Consider the following 18,876-nt stretch of genomic DNA (forward strand, 5'->3'; position numbering starts at 1 on the left):
GGAGGCGCGGCTAAGCTGGGCCGCGGACCTCGCGTCCCCAGACGAACGACTACTAAGGAGCTCTCCAGTGGCAGCAATCGACGCCGTAGGCGCCCGCGAAATCCTCGACTCGCGGGGCAACCCCACCGTCGAGGTCGAGGTCTTGCTCGAGGACGGCACGGTGTCGCGTGCGGCCGTCCCCTCGGGTGCATCGACCGGGGCCTTCGAGGCCTACGAGCTCCGTGACGGCGACAAGAGCCGTTACCTCGGCAAGGGCGTGCTCAAGGCCGTCGCCGCCGTGATCGACGAGATCGGCCCCGAGGTCGAGGGGCTCGACGCCACCGACCAGCGCCTGATCGACCAGGCCATGATCGAACTCGACGGCACCGACAACAAGAAGCGTCTCGGCGCGAACGCCATCCTCGGCGTCTCGCTGGCCGTGGCCCGGGCGGCGGCCGACTCGGCCGACCTGCCCCTCTTCCGCTACCTCGGCGGGCCGAACGCGCACACGCTGCCCGTCCCCATGCTCAACGTCATCAACGGCGGTTCGCACGCCGACAGCAACGTCGACATCCAGGAGTTCATGATCCTGCCGGTCGGCGCGTCCTCGTTCGCCGAGGCGCTGCAGTGGGGTGCCGAGACGTACCACGCCCTCAAGAGCGAGCTCAAGGCCAAGGGCCTCTCGACCGGTCTGGGCGACGAGGGTGGCTTCGCGCCGAACCTCGACAGCAACCGCGCCGCGCTCGACCTGCTCGTCGAGGCCATCACCAAGGCCGGCTTCACCCCGGGCAAGGACCTCGCCCTGGGTCTCGACGTGGCCTCGAGCGAGTTCTACGCGGACGGCAGCTACACCTTCGAGGGCGAGAAGCGCGACTCGGCCTTCCTCGCGAACTACTACGCCGACCTCGTCGCGTCGTACCCCCTCGTCACCATCGAGGACCCGCTCGACGAGGACGACTGGGAGGGCTGGGCCCACCTGACGAGCGAGATCGGCTCGAAGACGCAGATCGTCGGCGACGACCTGTTCGTCACGAACCCCGAGCGACTCGCCAAGGGCATCAAGGCCGGAGCTGCCAACTCGATCCTCGTGAAGGTCAACCAGATCGGCACGCTGACCGAATCGCTCGACGCCGTCGCGCTCGCCCAGCGCAGCGGCTACACGACGGTCCTCTCGCACCGTTCGGGTGAGACCGAGGACACCACGATCGCCGACCTCGCCGTCGCGACCGACGCCGGCCAGATCAAGACCGGTGCCCCCGCCCGCAGCGAGCGCGTGGCGAAGTACAACCAGCTCCTCCGCATCGAGGAAGAGCTCGGCGACGCCGCGGTCTACGCCGGGTACAGCGCTTTCCCGCGCTTCTCCGCCTGACGCGACCCGCGCCTCCTCGGGGCCCGTCCTGCTCGTGCGGGGCGGGCCTCCGTCGTTCCCCAGAGACGTCCTTTAGGCTCGTCCCATGCCCCGTGAGACCGCGAACCGCCGTGTGCCGGTGACCCTGCCGACCGGCGAGACGCCGACGGGCCACTGGCTGCGGTCGATCCGGTTCTCGGGGTTCAGCGTGCTCATGCTGGTCATCCTGGTCATGTTCGTCGTCATCCTCGCGCCCTCGCTGCGCACCCTGGTGCAGCAGCAGCAACAGATCGCGGCCCTCCAGGACGACGTCCGGCAGCAAGAGCAGTCCGTCGACGAGTTGAAAGAAGACGTCGCGCGATGGAGCGATCCGGCGTACATCGAGGCCCAGGCACGCGACCGCCTGCTCTACGTCTACCCGGGTGAGTACAGCTACCTCGTGATGGGCGACGACGCGGCCCAGGCGCCCGGCACGGCTCCGGGCACCGGCACGACGATCAGCGACTCGCTCCAGACGCCCCAGGTCGACTGGGTGGCGGCGATGACGGCCTCGGTGCTCGACGCCGGGCTGAGCGACGAGCCCGCGACCGAACTCGTCGCCCCCGACATCAGCGGCAGCCAGGTGCCCGCCCCGACCTCCGAGCAGACAGGTGGCACGCCGTGACCACGCCCCCCTTCGACCCCGTGACCGACCACGACGTCCGTGTCGTGACCGCCCAGCTCGGGCGGCCCGCGCGCGACGTCATCGGCATCGCCGCGCGCTGCGTCTGCGGCGCACCCACCGTCGTGGCGACGAAACCGCGGCTGACCGACGGCACGCCCTTCCCCACGCTCTACTACCTGTGCCACCCCGGTGCCACGGCTGCCGTGTCGACCCTCGAGGCCACCGGGGTGATGGCCGAGTTCACCGAGCTCCTCGAGTCCGACCCCGAGTTGCGAGGCCGTTACCACGCCGCGCACGAGGCGTACCTGGCCGACCGCGAGGGCATCGAGCACGTGGACGAGATCGACCACGTCACGGCGGGTGGCATGCCCGAGCGGGTCAAGTGCCTGCACGCCCTCGTCGGTCACTCGCTCGCCGCCGGGCCGGGGGTCAACCCCTTCGGCGACCTCGCCCTCGAGCGGGCGTCGTGGAGTCCCGACGTGTGCCGGTGCCCCGACTTCCTGGCCGACGACCAGCCGGCCGCCGCCTCGCCCGCGACCGGTGGGGGAGCCTGACGCGCGTGCGCCGTTCCGGGGGGTTCGTGGTGGCGATCGTGCTGGGGGCCCTCGTCGCTGCCGTCGTGCCGGCGTCGGCCGCATCGGCCGACCAGGTCCGCGATGCCGAGTACTGGCTCGCCGACTACGGCATCCAACGGGCGTGGCAGACCACACGGGGGGCGGGGACGACCGTGGCCGTGATCGACACCGGCGTCGATTCGTCGGTGCGTGAACTCGAGGGCGTCGTCGTCGGCGGCACCGACGTGTCGGGGCTCGGCTCGGCCGACGGTCAGACGCCGGTCGGCGACGACCCGAACCACGGCACGCTGGTCGGATCGATGGTCGCCGGCCGTGGCACCGGGTCCGGCGACGGCGTGATCGGCGTCGCACCCGAGGCCGACCTGCTCTCGGTGTCGGTGGGCTTCGGCTCGTCGGCGGTGGACTCCGACGACCAGATCGCCCGGGCGGTGCGCTGGGCGGTCGACGCCGGGGCGGACGTCATCAACATGTCCCTGACCCGCAACACGCTCGACTGGCCGACCAGCTGGGACGACGCCTTCCTCTACGCCATGCAGCACGACGTCGTCGTCGTCGCGGCGGCCGGCAACCGCGGCAGCGGCACGACCGAGGTCGGCGCGCCCGCGACCATGCCGGGCGTCCTGACCGTCGCCGGCGTGGATCGCCAGGGCACGGCGAGCTTCGACGCGTCGAGCCAGGGCATCACGATCGGCGTGGCCGCCCCGAGCGAGGACCTCGTGGGCGTCGGTCCCGGTGACGTCCACTACAGCTGGAGCGGCACGAGCGGTGCCACGCCCCTCGTGGCGGGCATCGTCGCCCTCGTGCGCAGTGCCCATCCCGAGCTCGACGCCGACGACGTCATCAACCGGGTCGTCGCGACGGCCACGCCGAAGGGGGCCACGACCCCCGACCCGCTGTACGGGCACGGCCTCGTCGACGCGGCCGCGGCCGTCACGGCCTCGGTGCCGACGGTCGCCGAGAACCCCATGGGCGACCTGGCCGAGTGGATCCGCGTGCACCGGCGGGCGGACGTGCCGGTGCCGTCGGCGCAGGCGACGAACCCGACCGTCGAGGCCCCCGTGCCGACACCGGTGACCGATCCGGGTCAGCCGTTGGCGGTCCTGCTGCCCACGGTCGAGACCATGAGGTCGACGGGCATCCCGTTGATCGTCCTCACGGTCTTCGGGGGAGCGGCCGTCCTCGTCGCCGTCGGGGCGGTCCGCCAGTTCAGGCGTGCGCGGCGCTCGGGGTAAGGTCGTCTGCGACACCCCCATCTCAAGGAGACATTCGCCGTGCCCAAAATCCTGATCGTCGGCGGCGGCTACGCCGGTTTCTACACTGCCTGGAAGCTCGAGAAGTGGTTGCGCGCGGGTGAGGCCGAGGTCACGATCGTCGACCCGCTGCCCTACATGACGTACCAGCCGTTCCTGCCCGAGGTCGCCGCCGGGTCGATCGAGCCGCGCCACGCGGTCGTCGCCCTCCGCCGCCACCTCAAGAAGACGAACGTCGTCACGGCCAAGGTCACCGGCGTGGACCACGCCTCGAAGACCGCCACGATCACGCCCGAGGTGGGCGACGCGTGGACGATGCAGTACGACCAGATCGTCATGACGGCCGGCGCCGTGTCCCGCACCTTCCCGATCCCGGGCGTCGCCGACGAGGCCATCGGCCTCAAGACCATCGAAGAGGCCGCCGCGATCCGTGACAAGGTGCTCACGAACTTCCAGAAGGCCGCCAACCTGCCGGCCGGTCCCGAGCGCGACCGCCTGCTCACGGTCGTCGTGGTCGGCGGTGGCTTCGCCGGCATCGAGGTCTTCGCCGAGCTGCGCAGCTTCGCCAGCGACCTGCTCAAGAACTACCCCGACCTCACCATCGACGACACGCACTTCCACCTCGTCGAGGCGATGGGTCGCATCATGCCCGAGGTCTCGCTCGAGACGAGCCACTGGGTGCTCAAGAACCTCGCCGAACGCGCCGCGACGGTCCACCTCGACACGCAGCTGCAGTCGGCGGTCGGCGGGAAGATCGAACTGTCCACGGGCGAGTCGTTCGAGTCCGACCTCATCGTCTGGACGGCCGGCGTCATGGCCAACCCGATGGTCCGCGGCACCGACTTCCCGCTCGAACAGCGCGGACGCATCACCGTCAAGGCCGACCTTCGCATCGTCGACGGTGAGACCGTCGTCCCCGACGCCTGGGCCTGTGGTGACGTCGCCGCCACCCCCGACCTCACCGGGAAGGGCGTGGGCGGCTTCTGCGTGCCGAACGCCCAGCACGCCGTCCGCATGGGCAAGCGTCTCGCGAAGAACATCGTCGCCTCGCTCCGCGGAGAAGGACTCGTCGACTACAAGCACGAGAACCTCGGAGCCGTCGCCGGCCTGGGGCTGAACGTCGGCGTCTTCCAGAGCGGCAAGTTCGCCATGAAGGGCTTCCCGGCCTGGGCCGCCCACCGCGGGTACCACGGCATGGCGATGCCCTCCTTCGAGCGCAAGTTCCGCGTCGTCGGCGGTTGGTGGAACAACTTCTGGTTGGGACGCGACATCGTCTCGCTCGACAACCGTGAGCGCCCCCGGGCGGCCTTCGAAGAGTTCGCCTCGCGTCCCAAGGCGGCTGTCGAGACGCCCGCCGAGGCTCCCGCGCCCGCATCCGTCGGTGCCGGCCAGCCCGCCGGCGAGGCGGGGCCCGCGTACGCGAACCCGGTCGAGGACGACGGAACGGCCAAGAAGGGCACGGCCGAGGTCGGCGAGGCAGCGACCGGTGCTCCTCGCAAGGCGTCCGCGCGCAAGCCCGCCGCCAAGTAGGAGATCACCGGCGAGACCGCGGTGACCGACGCGGTGCCCGCCTCCGAGTGACCCTCGAGCACGTCCGAGACGCCCGCCCGCTGCCTGCAGCGTGGCGGGCGTCCGCGTCTCGTAGGCTGGTCGCTCGGGCCCCCGTAGCCCAATCGGCAGAGGCAGGCGACTTAAAATCGCTTCAGTCAGGGTTCGAGTCCCTGCGGGGGCACGTGCCGCCCCTCCCTGCCGGATCAGGTGCCGCCCGAGGTGGCGAGGTGGCGTCTGCCCCGGCGCTCGGTGCTGATCGCGGCTGGGCCCCTGCGGAACGCAAGCGCCTCGCTGTCGACCCCGCCGCGCCTCGTGCTTTCGCGTAGGCCCCGCCCCCTCGCCCTCGCCCGCGCCTCCAGCTCTCGCCCGCGCCCTCGCGTAGGCCCCAGCCCGCGCGCCCGCTCGTCCGCTCCCACCCCGTAGCCCCGCCAGCTCTGCCAGCCAGACCGCCCGACCGCCCGCCCGCGCGGCGCGAGCATCGTCGGCAACTCAGGAGATCGGCGTGCTCCGGGGCACGTCGCGCGCGTTCCGGCGTCGTTCTCCTGAGTTGCCGACTTCACGCGTCCGGCCGGCGGTCGCGTCCGCCGTGTGGCCGCATCGCCTCGGCCCCTGTCGCGCGCCGCCCGCCCGCGTGTTCCGCTCCGCCACCCCCCGCCGCGCCCCGAGCTACCCCGCCGCACCCTGCCGGCCGCGCGCCGCCCTGCTCTGCCGCGCTCTGCCCCGCTCCGCCCTGTCCCTGCCCTGCTCCGTCTGCCCTGCCCTGCCCTGCCCTGCCCTGCTCCGCCCTGCTCCGTCTGCCCTGCCCTGCCCTGCCCCGCCCGCCCTGCCTAGCCCTGCCCTGCTCTACGTCGACAACTCAGGAGATCGGAGGATCGGCAGGCCGTCTCCGTCCGTTCGTGCGTCGGTTTCCTGAATTGCCGACGACGACGACGACGACGCCGACTGCTGCAGGCAGTGCGGCGAGTCCCGGGTCCACCGGCAGCCCGACGGCCTGGCAGTCGTCCGCGTGACATCCGCCGCCCCGAACACGGTCGCGTGAGCCGCAGTCGAGACGGCCGGCGACGGAGGCGCGTCAGGTCAGGCGTCGTCGGTGTCGATCTCGACGAACGACGTCCAGAGCCAGGCCGCGACGCAGAGGCCCGCGGTCACGGCGGCGGCCACGACCGCGCCTCCGATCGGGAAGGACGACGAGCCGCCCGTGAGCACGGCGGCGGCCGCCGTGACGCCGACGACCGTGAGTGCCACGTGCAGCGGGCGCGACCAGGCCCAGAGGCGTCGACCCGGCAGGGAGCCCATCGGTACGAGCGCGAGCACGAGCGATCCGAGCCCGGTCAGGCAGACCGTCGCGCTCGTCTCGAGGGCCAGCTCGGTGAAGAACCCACCGGTGGCGGGGAGGGCGCCGTGGACGGCCCAGGCCCCGGCCGCCACGACCACCAGAGCGGCGACCTGGACGAGCGCGAGCAGTCCTGCCTCGCGATCGCCCACCTCACCGGTCCGGCCGTGGTGCGCCGACCGGGGCGCTGCGGCGAGGCTTCCGACGAGCACCACCCCGAGCACGAGGGGCGGGTCCAGGCCGAGCGACCGCGTCACCGCGCAGGCGACGACGGCGACGAGGAGGAGGCGCGGTGACATGCGGATGCGCGCCTCGCGGTCCGGGGAACGCCCCATCACCAGGGTGGGGACGACGACCGCGAGCACGTTGACCAGGGCGACTCCGACGACGATCCCGGCGAACAGGCGTGCGTAGCGGACCTCGTCGTCGAGGCCGGCCGCCAGCCCGACCACGGCGGCTCCGGCCGCGATGGTCAGCACGGCGGCGAGGCGCGGGTCGAGTGTGGCGGTCGAGAACGAGGTCGGGAGTTCCCGACGATGGTTCCGGCCGGTGAGCCGCGGGGCGCGCGGCGCGCGGCGACCTCGCATCGCCGTGGCCAGCAGACGTGCCGGGGCGACGACGAGCAGCACGAACGCGGCTGCGAGGCCGAGAGCGATCAACCATCCCGTCCCGGTCATCGTCCGGCCGAGGGACGGCAGGTCGCGACCGAACGTCGTCGCGGCCGCCCAGGAGTCCGCCGTCGGTGTGGTCGCTTCGGGTGGTACCTCGTCAACGCCACCGGGAGTGCCTCCCGGCCCGTCACCGGTCCCCGGGGCTCCGGGCGCCCCGGGGACCGGCTCGGAGGGGACGGCGCCCCCGGACGCACCGGGCGCCGCCGTCGGTGCCGGAGCGGCCGAGGACGAAGGAGGCGCGGGCTGCGCGGCCGACGACGTCACCGTGATCGAGATGCCCGCGCTGGGCGGCCCGACGTTCACCGACGGGTCGATCTGTGCGGCCTGGACCACGTGCTCTCCGTCGGCGAGGGTGGCATCGGACGACGTGCAGGCCCATGCGCCGCCGGAGACCGTGGCCTGGCAGACCGGGGTGCTGTCGACGTAGGCGGTGACGGTCGCGCCGTCTTCTCCCGTCCCCGAGAAGGTGAGCGGTTGCGAGGCGACCCGTTCGCCGGCCTGGGGCGTGAGCACGGCCGGCGGGGCGGGTGGGTCGCGGTCGATCGTGACGGTGACGCCGGTGGAGGTCGAGGACCGGGGCACGGCGGGAACGGAGTCCGAGGACTGGGACGCCGTGACCGTGTACCGGCCGGTCGGCCAGGTCGCCGACGGGAGCACGGCCGACCAGGCCCCGGCGCCGTCGGCCGTCGCCGAGACCGGCCCCGCGCCTCCGCCGACCGTGATGCGGGCACCGGGGAACGCGGTGCCCGCGACCTTGCCACCGACGGCGGGTCCGCCCTGGACCGTGGGCGGGCCGAGCACCGAGAACGGAGCGCTGACGGCGTCGTCGAACTCGGCGGCATTCGTCACGTCTCGGACCGTGAGGGTCTGGTCGGCACCGTCCTCCAGCGTCACCGGGCACGACCAGGGGACGCCGGCCGGGTCACCGGTGGGCAGGGTGACCTCGCAGAGGGCTCGACTGGGGACGCGGGGGTCGAGCACCCTCACGGTGGCTCCGGGCGTGCCGGTCCCGCCGACCACGACGGCGTTCACGTCCCGGTCTCCGACGTCGCCGATCGTGGGTGCGACCGGACCGGGAGGGGGCTGGCCGAGCGACGGGCCGGGTGCGGGGGTGCCCGACGGGCTGCCCGCGGCGAGTGCGCCGACTCCGCCCGACAGGGCGAGCGAGAGACCCAGCACGACCGTCGCGAGGGTCGAGGCGACACGCCGTCCGTGTCGCGGCTCGACCACGAGCCGTCCGTCGACGGGGGTCGACGGACGCGGGGGACGCAGGGTCGGCGGCTCGAACACTGTCACCCATTCAGCACGTTCGCGGGGTACAAGTCAATCCGTTGTGCGGGGGAGTCGTGCGGGGGAGATGCCCGGTCGGGCCCTCCTCGGGAGTCTGCTTCGAGATCACCCGACGGGCAGGGACCCCACATGCAGCGCATTTATAGTGTCCAACGGACTCCCGACGACCCGACCCCGGTCGCGGGCGACCATCCGGCGCCCGCCGTCATCGGTCCACCACCTAGGAGTGACACGTCATGCAACCGGCCACGATCGGCATCTTGGTAGCAGCAGGGATCATCGTCCTGCTCGCGGTCATCATCGGCATCTACCTCTGGGCCACCTACAACTCGTTGGTGACCCTGAAGGTGCGCGTCGACGAGGCGTGGAGCGACATCACGATCCAGCTCAAACGCCGGGCCGACCTGATCCCCAACATCATCGAGGCGGTCAAGGGATACGCCTCGCACGAATCGTCCGTCTTCCAGAACGTGACGGCGGCCCGTGCCGAGACCATCGGAGCGGGCACACCGGCCGAGGCGTCGGCTGCCGAAGGGCACATGCAGACCGCCCTGAAGAGCATCTTCGCCGTGGCCGAGGCCTACCCGCAGCTCCAGGCGAGCCAGAACTTCCTGCAGTTGCAGTCCGAGCTGGTCGACACCGAGGACAAGATCCAAGCCGCGCGCCGCTTCTACAACGGCGGCGTCCGCGAGTTCAACACCAAGAACCGCGTCTTCCCCAACTCCCTCTTCGCAAAGCGGCTCGGCTTCAGCGAGCGGGACTTCTTCGAGGTCTCCGAGCCGTCGGCGATCGCCGAACCGCCGCGCGTCCAGTTCTGATCCAGCCCGAGTCGTCCTCGACACCGTGTACTCCGCGATCTCGCGCAACAAGCGCAACACCGTCTTCATCGTCCTGATCTTCCTGGTGATCGTCGGGGCCCTCGGGTTCGCCGCGAGCGCCATCTGGAACAACGGGTCGATCGGTTTCCTGGTTCTCGGTGGTGCCGCGGTGTACGCCGTGATCCAGTACTTCGCGGCCAGCGGGCAGGCGCTCTCGATGAGCAACGCCCAGCAGGTCGACGGTGTGACGGCTCCGCGGTTGTACCGCACGGTCGAGAACCTCAGCATCACGATGGGCATGCCGATGCCCAAGGTCTACGTCGTGGTCGATCCGGCCCCCAACGCCTTCGCCACGGGCCGCGACCCGGAACACGCCGTGGTCGCCGCCACGACCGGCCTGCTCGAGATCATGGACGACAGCGAGCTCCAGGGCGTCATGGCTCACGAGCTCGGTCACGTGAAGAACTACGACATCCGTGTGTCGACCATGGTGTTCGGCCTCGTCGTGGCCGTGGGCTTCCTGGCCGACATCCTGTTGCGCATGTCGTTCTTCAGCGCGTTGTCAGGGGGGAACCGCAACTCGAACAACAACGGTGGGGGCGGCGGGAACCCCGTCTTCCTGGTGCTCGGTCTGGTGGCCATGATCATCGCCCCTCTCGCCGCGGCAGGTGTCCAGGCGGCCGTCTCGCGTCAGCGCGAGTACCTCGCCGATGCCACCGGGGCGTTGACGACGCGGTACCCCGAGGGTCTCGCCCGAGCCCTCGAGAAGCTCGGTGCCCAGGGGCGGCCCATGCGGCAGCAGAACACCTCGATGTCGCACCTCTGGATCAGCGATCCGATGAAGCCCGGCGTGATGGACCGACTCTTCAGCACGCACCCTCCGCTCGCCGATCGCATCCAGCGGCTGCGACAGAACGCCGGGACCTTCTAACCGAGGGGGTCGGCCGGGCCGGCCGCGTCGGCCCGGCCGGTCAGCACCGTGCGGAGTCGGCCCGCCAGGTCGCCCCGATCGGCCACCTCGACGGCGTCCAGTCCCTGCCAGGCGGCCGCCCGGCGCAGCGTCGTCACGAGCCGCTCGACGTCGACGGGGAGGTCGCGCTCAAGCCATGCCGCCTGCACCCGCAGGACGCCCGCCTGACGATCGCTCTTGAGGTCGACCCGCCCCACCAGCTGGTCGTCCTGCAGGACGGGGAGGACGTAGTAGCCGTGCACGCGTTTCTCGCGCGGGGTGTAGATCTCGATGCGGTAGCGGAAGTCGAAGAGGCGTTCCGCCCGGGGCCGGTGCCAGACGACGGGGTCGAACGGTGACAGCACGGCGTCGGCCTCGAGCCGACGGGGTACGCGGGCGTCACGGTGCAGCCACGCGGTCGCACCCCAACCCGGCACGTCCACGGGTTCGACGACACCGTCGTCGTGGAGCTCGCGCAGGGCGGGTACGACGTCGGCGGCCTTGAGGCGGAAGTAGTCGGCGAGGTCGGCGGCCGTCGCGACCCCGGAGGCGCGGGCCGCGTGGGCGACGAGGCGCCGGTGGGCCTCGTGACGGTCGACGTCGACGGCCAGGACCTCGGCCGACAGCACCTGTTCGGGCAGCGCGTAGACGCGCTCGAACCGACGGCGACCGGCACTGACCAGGGCGCCCGTGCGGAACAGCGACTCGAGGCCGCGCTTCACGTCACCCCACCCCCACCACGGGCCCGTCCGGTCTGGCTGGGGGAAGAGGGCGGCGTCGGCCTCGACCAGGCTGGCCGGCAGCGGCCCCTTGTCGCGGATCTCGTCGAGCAGCCAGCGTTCCATGCGCGGACTCGTCGACAGCCACGAGGAGGCGTCCCCCCGCCATTTCGCGTCGTAGTCGCGCATGCGCCACCGCAACAGGGGCCAGGTCGACACCGGGACGATGGCGGCCTCGTGGGCCCAGTACTCGACGTACCGCCCACGGGGAGCGAAGGTGAGGCGGTCGAGGGTCGCGCGGTCGTACGCGCCCAGTCGTGCGAACGCGGGCAGGTAGTGGCTGCGCTCGAACACGTTCACCGAGTCGATCTGCAGCAGGCCGAGGCGATCGACGAGGCCGTTCAGCTGCCGCGTCCCCGGGCGGGCAGGGCCGTCGACGGGCCTCCCGAAGCCCTGCGCCGCCAAGGCGACGCGACGGGCCTGGGCGGGGGAGAGCTGCTGACGGGGCACGCGGACGACTGTAGCGACGGCCACCGACGCGCGCCGCGCCTCCTGGTGTCGCCTGGTCCCCGTCGACACATGCGTGCACCGGCATGTGGAGGGGTAGGTGACCGGCCCCGCAGGGCCATAAACTGACGCGATGATCTGGCGGAACCGCCCCACGCGCGGCGACGAGGTGCAGGGCGACGTCACGAGCGGTCGCGCGGCCGGTGTCGTCGCCGATCCGTCGGTGCCGCGGGGCATGGTCATCGCCGGGGCCTGGTCCTGGCGCATCCTGGTGATCGTGGCCGTGGCCGGCGTCGTCATCTGGTCGATCACCCAGCTGCGGGTCATCGTCATCCCCTTCTTGGTGGCCCTGTTGATCTCCGCGCTGCTCGTCCCGCTCTCGGGGTGGCTGCAGCGGCACCGTTGGCCCAAGTGGTTGGCGGTCGTGTCCGTCCTGGTGGGGTTCCTCGTGGTGGTCTCGGGCCTCGTCGTCCTGGTCGTCCTCCAGATCGTCGACGGCTGGCCCTCGTTGCGTGATCGCTCGATCGCCTCCTACGGCGACTTCAAGGACTTCCTGCTCACCTCGCCGTTGCACCTCACCGAGGCGCAGATCAACGGGTACGTGTCCGACGCGGTGGCGGCCGTCCAGCAAGACAGTCAGCCGCTCGTGCGCGGTGCGCTCTCGGTCGGGTCGACCGCGGGTCACGTCGCTGCCGGGCTCGTGCTGGGGCTCTTCGCGACGATCTTCGTGCTCGTCGGCGGGGCCGAGATCTGGCGGTGGGTCGTCCGGCTCTTCCCCCGGGCCTCGCACCCGGCGATCGACGGGGCGGGCCGCGCGGGCTGGCTCACCCTGACCAACTTCGTCAAGGTGCAGATCTTCGTCGCGTTCGTCGACGCCGTGGGCATCGGGTTGGGGGCGCTCTTCCTGGGCCTGCCCCTGGTGGCACCGATCGCCATCGCGGTCTTCCTCGGGTCGTTCGTGCCCGTCGTGGGCGCCGTCGCGACCGGAGCCGTCGCCGTCGTCATCGCCCTCGTCTACAACGGCTGGGTCGTGGCCCTGCTCATGCTCGCCGTGGTGATCCTCGTGCAGCAGATCGAGGGGCACCTGTTGCAGCCGTTCGTCATGGGCAGCGCCGTCAAGGTGCACCCGTTGGCCGTCGTCTTCGCCGTCGCGGCCGGCACCCTGGTCGCCGGGATCCCCGGCGCCCTCTTCGCGGTCCCGTTCGTGGCCGTGCTGAACGTCATGATCACCTACGTCGCGAGGGGTACGTGGCGAGAGAAGCCGCGACCCGTCGAGCACGACGTCACGCGGCCCGGAGGCCTCACCGATGTCTGAACGCACCCTGGCCGGTCCCACCCTCGTCGAGATCGAGGAGGCGCGCGACCGCGTCTCGCAGGTCGTCCGCGTCACCCCGATGGAGACCTCGCAGTACCTCGCCGAGGTGCTCGGCTCGCGGGTGCACCTCAAGTGCGAGAACCTGCAGCGCACCGGGTCGTACAAGATCCGAGGCGCCTACAACCGCCTGACCCAGCTGAGCGACGACGAGAAGGCGCGCGGGGTCGTCGCCGCCTCGGCCGGCAACCACGCTCAGGGTGTCGCCCTGGCGGCCCGTGAACTCGGCATCGTGGCCACGATCTTCATGCCCGTCGGCGTGGCCCTGCCCAAGCTGCAGGCGACCCGGCACTACGGCGCCGACGTCGTCCTCCGGGGGCACACGGTCGAGCAGTCGCTGCGAGCCGCACAAGAGTTCGCCGACACGACGGGCGCCGTCTTCATCCCCCCGTTCGACCACGCCGACGTCGTCGCGGGCCAGGGCACGCTGGGGCTCGAGATCCTCGAACAGGTGCCCGACGTCGACACCGTGATCGTGCCCGTCGGCGGAGGTGGGCTGGCGGCCGGCGTCGCCAGCGCCCTGAAGCAGAGCGCGGCACGCACCGGGCGCGACGTCCGCATCATCGGCGTGCAGGCGGCCAACGCCGCCCCGTACGCCGTCTCGATGAAACTCGGCGTGCGGACCGACATCGACGCCCAGCCCACGATCGCCGACGGCATCGCCGTGGCGAAACCCGGCGTGCTCAACTTCGAGATCATCCGCGACACGGTCGACGAGATCGTCACGGTCAGCGACGACGACACGGCCCGGGCGATGCTCGTGCTGCTCGAGCGCGCGAAGCTCGTCGTCGAGGCCGCGGGTGCCGTGGGCATCGCCGCGATCCTCACCGAGCAGGTGCGTGACCTCGGCACGACCGTGGTGATCCTCAGCGGCGGCAACATCGACCCGCTGATGATGGAGCGCGTGATCGGTCGCGGCCTCGCGGCCGCCGCCCGCTACGTCAAGCTGCGCATCGGTATGCCCGACCGCCCCGGCCAGCTCACCCGCGTCAGCGAAGTGCTGTCCGACGCCAACGCGAACGTGGTCGAGGTGCTGCACACCCGCCACGGTCGCGGGCTCCAGATCAGCGAGGTCGAACTCGAGCTCAGCGTCGAGACGCGCGGGCCGGACCACGTCGAAGAGGTCCTGCAACGGCTCCGCGACGCCGGGTACGAGCCCAACGTCGACTTCTAGCCGACTCCGCGAGACGCGCCCCGCGCCTCCTGACGGTGCCCGCGCCTCCTGACCGGGTCTGCGCGTCCTGACCGGGTGTTCGCCTGCTGAACGTGCCCGCGCCTCCTGACGGCGGCCCGCGCCTCCTGACCGGGTCTGCGCGTCCCGACCGCGCCCGCGCCTCCCGACGGCACCGTGTCCCCGTCGGCAACTCAGGAGAACGGCCGCCCGCGGGCGCAGGACCGCCGCGGACGACGCCGTAGTCCGGAGTTGCCGACACCCCCGTCGAGGGTCCGGGCCCCCGTGGCCGGGACGACGAAGGCCCCCGCTCCGTTCGAGCGGGGGCCTCGGCGTCGGACCTACGGCTGGTAGGTCTCGACGTTCGTGATCGACACCGAGATGTCCTTGCCGTTCGGGGCGGTGTAGCTGGTCGTCGTGCCGACCTTCAGCCCGTTGATGGCCTGGCCGAGCGGGCTGGTCTCGCTGTAGACCGAGAGGTCGCTGCCGGCGGCGATGATCTCGCGGTTGCCGAGCAGGAAGGTGCTCTCGTCGCCGGCGATGGTCGCCGTGACGACGGTGCCGGGGCCGACGATGCCGTCGGCGGCCGTCGAGTCACCGACCGTCGCGTGCTTCAGCAGGTTGATCAGCGTACGGATGCGCGCCTCCATCTTGCCCTGCTCGTCCTTGGCGGCGTGGTAGCCGCCGTTCTCCTTCAGGTCGCCCTCTTCGCGGGCGGCTTCGATGCGTGACGCGATCTCGCGACGTCCCTCGCCGCTGAGGGTGTCGAGCTCGGCCTGCAGACGGTCGCGGGCGTCCGTCGTGAGCCAGGTGGTCTCGTTGTCAGTGCTCATGGTGTCTCCGTTTCGTGCGGCGGCCGAACCCGGTCGGGCGACTCGAGCCGAGGAGGCGCGGTGCCGGGAGCCGGGGCGAGGTCGCCCACCGAAAAAAGGAGACCGGCCGAGTGGCCGGTCTCGTCGTGCGATTCCGAGCAGTCTAGGGAAGCCAGCACCGGTAGATCAAGCCCGTGACCGCCCGTTCCGACGTCGCGAGCGAGGTCGTGTAGGTCACCGAACGCCGCTCGGAGGCGGGCAGGTGCACGATCTTCCAGCCGACGACCGCGAAGCCGCTGTTCTGGGCTTCGACCGCACAGTCGACCGCCTCGCCCGTGTCCGCGGTGACCGTGTACTGGACCTCGACGGCCCGGTCGGAGGTCACCTGGTAGCCCACGTCGGCGGATTCGAGCTGGGACGAGGTCCCGTCGAAGGCGGCGAAGACGACCCACGCCGCGAAGACGACGACGAAGGCGACGGCGACGGACAGGCCCACGACGAGGCGTCTGCGCCGACCCCGCGGCGAACGCCCGTACCGTGCGTCGAGGCGCGACGAGGGCGAGGTGACACGGGGCGTGGACGTCACGCGGATCTCCGTCCGATTAAGCTGTCCCCAGGGTAGCAACGTCTGCCCGGCACACATTGCGAGGAAGAATTGACCCTGCGCCTGCTGGCGGTCCACGCCCACCCCGACGACGAGTCCAGCAAGGGCTCGGCGACCTACGCCTACTACCGCAGCCTCGGCGTCGACGTCCTCGTCGTCAGCTGCACCGGCGGCGAGCAGGGGTCGATCCTCAACGAGCAGCTCGAGGCCCGAGCTCACGCCGAGCGCGACATCGCGGGCCTGCGCGTGCACGAGATGGCGGCCGCCCAGGCGGCGATGGGCATCGACCACCTGTGGCTCGGCTACGCCGACTCGGGCCTGCCGGCCGAGGGCGAGTCGGTCGCGGTCAACTCGTTCTCCACCATCCCGCTCGAGATCAGCGCCGAGCCGCTCGTCGCGATCATCCGCCGGTTCAAGCCGCAGGTGCTGGTGACCTACGACGAGAACGGCGGGTACCCACACCCCGACCACATCCGCACGCACGAGATCTCGATGGCGGCCTACCGCGACGCCTCCGACCCCGAGCGCTACCCGGCGACCGGCGACGCGTGGCAGATCGACAAGGTCTACTACGACCGCATGTTCAGCGCCGGACGCATCGGCGCGATGATCACGCACCTGCGCGAGAGCGACCCCGAGTCGCCCCTCATCGAGTCGTTGACCGAGATGCTGGCCCGCTTCAGCGACCGGCCCGACCTGGCCACGACCCGCGTGCCGGTCTCCGACTTCTTCCCCGTGCGCGACGCCGCCCTTCGGTCGCACGCCAGCCAGGTGCCGCTCGACAGCGCGTTCTTCTTCTGGCCCCACGACCTCCAGGTCGCCGCCTGGCCCACCGAGGACTTCCAGCTCGTCGAGTCGAACGTCGGGTCCGACCTGCCCGAGGTCGACCTCTTCGCCGGGGTCGTCGACCCCGACACCGGCCTCGTGGGGGTGCAGCGATGAGCGTGTTCTCCGAATCGGTGGTCGCGGTCACGACCCGTCTGCTGGCGCAGCCGCAGACCCCCGACCCGACGCTGCCGCCGTCGACCATCCCCGACGAGGCCGTCACGCCCGGCGTCTGGGGTTTCGTCGCCATCGCGTTCGTCGCCGTCGCGACGGTGCTTATCGTCGTCGACATGACCCGTCGGGTCCGACGCACCCGGTACCGAGGCGAGGTGCGCGAGCGCATCCAGGCCGAGCGCGACGAGGCGACCCTGGCGGCCGCGGCTCTCGACGACGAAGAACTCCCCGGAGACGCCGATCGGCGGGCTCGCCCCGTCGAGGGCGACCTCGACGACGACGGCGACCGCAGGAGGCACGAGCGCGACTCGTGACCGACGCGACCGGTGCCGGGGTGGCGACCCGCGCCTCCTCGGCTCGGACGACCTCGCGCTAGAAGGTCGGCGGGTCCAGGGCCACGAGCAGGATGCCCGTCCAGTGGCAGAGGTACGCCAGCACCGTCATGGTGTGGAACAGCTCGTGGAATCCGAAGTGCCCCGGTACGGGGTTCGGCCTCTTGATGCCGTAGAACACGGCACCCGCGATGTAGAGCGCGCCGCCGACCAGCACGAGCACCATCATCGCGACGTTCGCGTCGAGCAGGTCGACGATGAACCCCAGGGCGCCGACGCCCAGCAGGACGTAGAGCGGCACGTACAACCATCGCGGCGCGTTCAGGAAGAACACCCGGAAGAGGATGCCCAACACGGCGCCCGTCCAGACGAGCACGAGCAGCGTGACGCCCTTCGACGGCGGCAGGGCGATGACCGCGATCGGCGTGTAGGTGCCGGCGATCAGCAGGAAGATGTTGGCGTGGTCGAGGCGCTTCAGGAAGCGTTTCGCGTTCGGGCTCCACGGGAAGCGGTGGTAGGTCGCCGAGATGCCGAAGAGCAGGAGCGACGTGGTCATGAAGACCGCGCAGGCCCAGGTCGCCGCCACGCCCTGCGCGAGGACGACGAGCACCACGCCGGTCGCGATCGCGACCGGGAAGGTGGCCGCATGGATCCAGCCGCGCCAACTCGGTTTGCGCTCGATGTCGGGGTAGGCGAGGGCGTCGTCGAGCAACGGCAGGTTCGGGATGTCGGCCCCGTCGGACCCGTCTGCCCGGTCGGCCCCGTCGACCTCGTCGGCCCGGAGGCTCGCGCGATCTCCGTCGGTGTGGCTGGTCATGGGGCCGAGCCTAGGGGAGCGTCCGAGGAGGCGGGCTGAGAATCCTCGGCTCTGTGGACGGCCCGCCGTGGGCTACCGTAGCCCTGTGAAAAAGCGCCGTCCCTCTCCCCTCGCCAGGGGAGTCCTGTACGGCCTCTACCAGAACCGCATCCGCCGAAGCCTCGACGGTCAAGAGCTGCCGCACCACGTCGCCATGATCGTCGACGGCAACCGGCGCTGGGCCAAGCAGCGCATGCTCGAGACCGCTGCCCACGGGCACCGCGCGGGTGCCGCGAAGATCAGCGAGTTCCTCACCTGGTGCGACGACCTCGGCATCAAGGTGGTCACGCTGTACCTCCTCTCCGCCGACAACCTCGGCAACCGACAGTCCGACGAGTTGACCGAGCTCTTCGGCATCATCGGCGACGTCGCCGACGAGCTCTCGCGTCAGCGGGACTGGCGCGTGCAGCACGTCGGCGCGACCGACGACCTGCCGCCGGCGCTCTGCTCGGCCCTCCGCGAGGCCCAGGCCCGGACCGCCGACAAGACGGGGCTGCACGTGAACCTCGCCGTCGGCTACGGCGGGCGCCGTGAGATCGCCGACGCCATGCGCAGCATCGTGCGGGCGCACGACGCCGCAGGGGGCACGCTCGACGCCCTGGCCGAGGTGCTCACCCCCGAGCTCATCGCCGACCACCTCTACACCGGCGGCCAACCCGACCCCGACCTCGTGATCCGCACGTCGGGCGAGCAACGGTTGAGCGACTTCATGCTGTGGCAGAGCGCCCACAGCGAGTTCTACTTCGTCGAGGCCTTCTACCCCGACCTGCGCGAGGTCGACTTCCTCCGGGCCGTGCGCGACTTCGCTCTCCGGCACCGGCGCTACGGCAGCTGACGCCCGAGCGGCCGCCGGCGCGGTGATCGGGCTGGTGTCGGCAACTCCGGAATCCGGCTGCGCCGCGCCTCCTGGTGGGGTGCTGGTGTGTCGTTCTCCTGAGTTGCCGGCTGTGCGAGCGGTGACCGGGCTGGTGTGGGCGACTCCGGAATCCGGCTGCGCCGCGCCTCCTGCTGGGGTTCTGATGCGTCGTTCTCCTGATTTGCCGGCTGTGCTCGCCTTCGCCCTCCGGCACGGGCGC

General features: G+C 71.4%; 17 protein-coding genes and 1 tRNA gene. 13 read left to right on the top strand and 5 right to left on the bottom strand.

Annotated features, from left to right (window positions below; translation table 11 throughout):
* Positions 1-67 precede the first annotated feature (67 nt).
* From eno to ACIOSR_RS07185, 6 genes are all read left to right on the top strand, one after another.
* The gene (eno, locus tag ACIOSR_RS07160; RefSeq protein ID WP_056048826.1) at positions 68-1,348 is read left to right on the top strand and encodes a phosphopyruvate hydratase; all 1,281 of its coding nucleotides are present in this window, start codon (positions 68-70) and stop codon (positions 1,346-1,348) included.
* Positions 1,349-1,433: 85 nt separating this feature from the next.
* Positions 1,434-1,991: a septum formation initiator family protein gene (locus tag ACIOSR_RS07165; RefSeq protein ID WP_056048823.1), complete on the top strand. Its 558-nt coding sequence runs from the start codon at positions 1,434-1,436 to the stop codon at positions 1,989-1,991.
* A complete protein-coding gene (locus ACIOSR_RS07170) occupies positions 1,988-2,545 on the top strand; it encodes a DUF501 domain-containing protein (RefSeq protein WP_402752232.1) in 558 nt (185 codons plus the stop codon). Before ACIOSR_RS07165 ends, ACIOSR_RS07170 begins: the two co-directional genes overlap by 4 nt.
* A 5-nt stretch (positions 2,546-2,550) precedes the next feature.
* Positions 2,551-3,798 (top strand): S8 family serine peptidase, encoded by a 1,248-nt coding sequence (locus tag ACIOSR_RS07175; RefSeq protein WP_402752233.1) that lies wholly within the window; start codon positions 2,551-2,553, stop codon positions 3,796-3,798.
* Between the two features lie 39 nt (positions 3,799-3,837).
* Positions 3,838-5,346 carry an FAD-dependent oxidoreductase gene (locus ACIOSR_RS07180; protein ID WP_402752234.1) on the top strand — a complete coding sequence of 503 codons (1,509 nt, stop codon included), beginning with the start codon at positions 3,838-3,840 and terminating at the stop codon, positions 5,344-5,346.
* 128 nt (positions 5,347-5,474) lie between these two features.
* Positions 5,475-5,548, top strand: a tRNA-Leu gene (locus ACIOSR_RS07185).
* 896 nt (positions 5,549-6,444) lie between these two features.
* Here the strand turns inward: ACIOSR_RS07185 and ACIOSR_RS07190 are convergent.
* Entirely contained in the window at positions 6,445-8,667 is a 2,223-nt protein-coding gene (locus ACIOSR_RS07190) for a hypothetical protein (protein ID WP_402752235.1), read from the bottom strand.
* Positions 8,668-8,897: 230 nt separating this feature from the next.
* On the opposite strand from ACIOSR_RS07190, the gene ACIOSR_RS07195 reads away from it, so the two are divergent.
* Complete coding sequence (locus ACIOSR_RS07195) at positions 8,898-9,479, top strand: LemA family protein (RefSeq protein WP_043597810.1); 582 nt, start codon at positions 8,898-8,900, stop codon at positions 9,477-9,479.
* A gap of 25 nt (positions 9,480-9,504) precedes the next feature.
* Entirely contained in the window at positions 9,505-10,410 is a 906-nt protein-coding gene (locus tag ACIOSR_RS07200; protein WP_056048814.1) for a M48 family metalloprotease, read from the top strand.
* Here the strand turns inward: ACIOSR_RS07200 and ACIOSR_RS07205 are convergent.
* The gene (locus ACIOSR_RS07205) at positions 10,407-11,657 is read right to left on the bottom strand and encodes a winged helix-turn-helix domain-containing protein (RefSeq protein WP_402752236.1); all 1,251 of its coding nucleotides are present in this window, start codon (positions 11,655-11,657) and stop codon (positions 10,407-10,409) included. The two genes, ACIOSR_RS07200 and ACIOSR_RS07205, sit on opposite strands and share 4 nt — an antisense overlap.
* 130 nt (positions 11,658-11,787) lie before the next feature.
* Here ACIOSR_RS07205 and ACIOSR_RS07210 point away from each other — a divergent pair, with 130 nt between their 5' ends.
* Together ACIOSR_RS07210 and ilvA are read left to right on the top strand one after the other, a co-directional pair.
* Complete coding sequence (locus tag ACIOSR_RS07210; protein ID WP_123571595.1) at positions 11,788-12,969, top strand: AI-2E family transporter; 1,182 nt, start codon at positions 11,788-11,790, stop codon at positions 12,967-12,969.
* A complete protein-coding gene (gene ilvA / locus ACIOSR_RS07215) occupies positions 12,962-14,200 on the top strand; it encodes a threonine ammonia-lyase (RefSeq protein WP_056048808.1) in 1,239 nt (412 codons plus the stop codon). The genes ACIOSR_RS07210 and ilvA overlap by 8 nt, the downstream gene beginning before the upstream one ends.
* A gap of 338 nt (positions 14,201-14,538) precedes the next feature.
* On the opposite strand, the gene greA is transcribed toward ilvA, so the two are convergent.
* Both greA and ACIOSR_RS07225 read right to left on the bottom strand, forming a co-directional pair.
* On the bottom strand, positions 14,539-15,030 hold the full coding sequence (gene greA / locus ACIOSR_RS07220; RefSeq protein ID WP_056048805.1) for a transcription elongation factor GreA: 492 nt from the start codon (positions 15,028-15,030) through the stop codon (positions 14,539-14,541).
* Positions 15,031-15,172: 142 nt separating this feature from the next.
* Positions 15,173-15,652, bottom strand: a complete 480-nt coding sequence (locus ACIOSR_RS07225) for a DUF4307 domain-containing protein (RefSeq protein WP_082460587.1) — start codon at positions 15,650-15,652, stop codon at positions 15,173-15,175.
* A 12-nt stretch (positions 15,653-15,664) separates the two neighbouring features.
* Between ACIOSR_RS07225 and mca the strand changes: the two genes are divergently transcribed.
* Positions 15,665-16,555 carry a mycothiol conjugate amidase Mca gene (gene mca, locus ACIOSR_RS07230; protein WP_192122780.1) on the top strand — a complete coding sequence of 297 codons (891 nt, stop codon included), beginning with the start codon at positions 15,665-15,667 and terminating at the stop codon, positions 16,553-16,555.
* Positions 16,552-16,926 (top strand): hypothetical protein, encoded by a 375-nt coding sequence (locus ACIOSR_RS07235; RefSeq protein ID WP_402752237.1) that lies wholly within the window; start codon positions 16,552-16,554, stop codon positions 16,924-16,926. Before mca ends, ACIOSR_RS07235 begins: the two co-directional genes overlap by 4 nt.
* Before the next feature lie 58 nt (positions 16,927-16,984).
* On the opposite strand, the gene ACIOSR_RS07240 is transcribed toward ACIOSR_RS07235, so the two are convergent.
* Positions 16,985-17,761, bottom strand: a complete 777-nt coding sequence (locus tag ACIOSR_RS07240) for a hemolysin III family protein (protein WP_159825635.1) — start codon at positions 17,759-17,761, stop codon at positions 16,985-16,987.
* Positions 17,762-17,846: 85 nt separating this feature from the next.
* Here ACIOSR_RS07240 and ACIOSR_RS07245 point away from each other — a divergent pair, with 85 nt between their 5' ends.
* The gene (locus tag ACIOSR_RS07245) at positions 17,847-18,635 is read left to right on the top strand and encodes an isoprenyl transferase (RefSeq protein ID WP_043597826.1); all 789 of its coding nucleotides are present in this window, start codon (positions 17,847-17,849) and stop codon (positions 18,633-18,635) included.
* Positions 18,636-18,876: the final 241 nt, after the last annotated feature.

The sequence above is a fragment of the Frigoribacterium sp. NPDC087798 genome (genome assembly GCF_044742985.1).
Lineage (GTDB): Bacteria > Actinomycetota > Actinomycetes > Actinomycetales > Microbacteriaceae > Frigoribacterium.

Bases quoted from the DNA above. Each gene is read 5' to 3' on its own strand.
- ACIOSR_RS07165 (WP_056048823.1), top strand. From the start codon at position 1,434: ATGCCCCGTGAGACCGCGAACCGCCGTGTGCCGGTGACCCTGCCGACC.
- ACIOSR_RS07195 (WP_043597810.1), top strand. From the start codon at position 8,898: ATGCAACCGGCCACGATCGGCATCTTGGTAGCAGCAGGGATCATCGTC.
- ACIOSR_RS07210 (WP_123571595.1), top strand. From the start codon at position 11,788: ATGATCTGGCGGAACCGCCCCACGCGCGGCGACGAGGTGCAGGGCGAC.
- ilvA (WP_056048808.1), top strand. From the start codon at position 12,962: ATGTCTGAACGCACCCTGGCCGGTCCCACCCTCGTCGAGATCGAGGAG.
- greA (WP_056048805.1), bottom strand. From the start codon at position 15,030: ATGAGCACTGACAACGAGACCACCTGGCTCACGACGGACGCCCGCGAC.
- ACIOSR_RS07225 (WP_082460587.1), bottom strand. From the start codon at position 15,652: ATGTGTGCCGGGCAGACGTTGCTACCCTGGGGACAGCTTAATCGGACG.
- ACIOSR_RS07235 (WP_402752237.1), top strand. From the start codon at position 16,552: ATGAGCGTGTTCTCCGAATCGGTGGTCGCGGTCACGACCCGTCTGCTG.
- ACIOSR_RS07240 (WP_159825635.1), bottom strand. From the start codon at position 17,761: ATGACCAGCCACACCGACGGAGATCGCGCGAGCCTCCGGGCCGACGAG.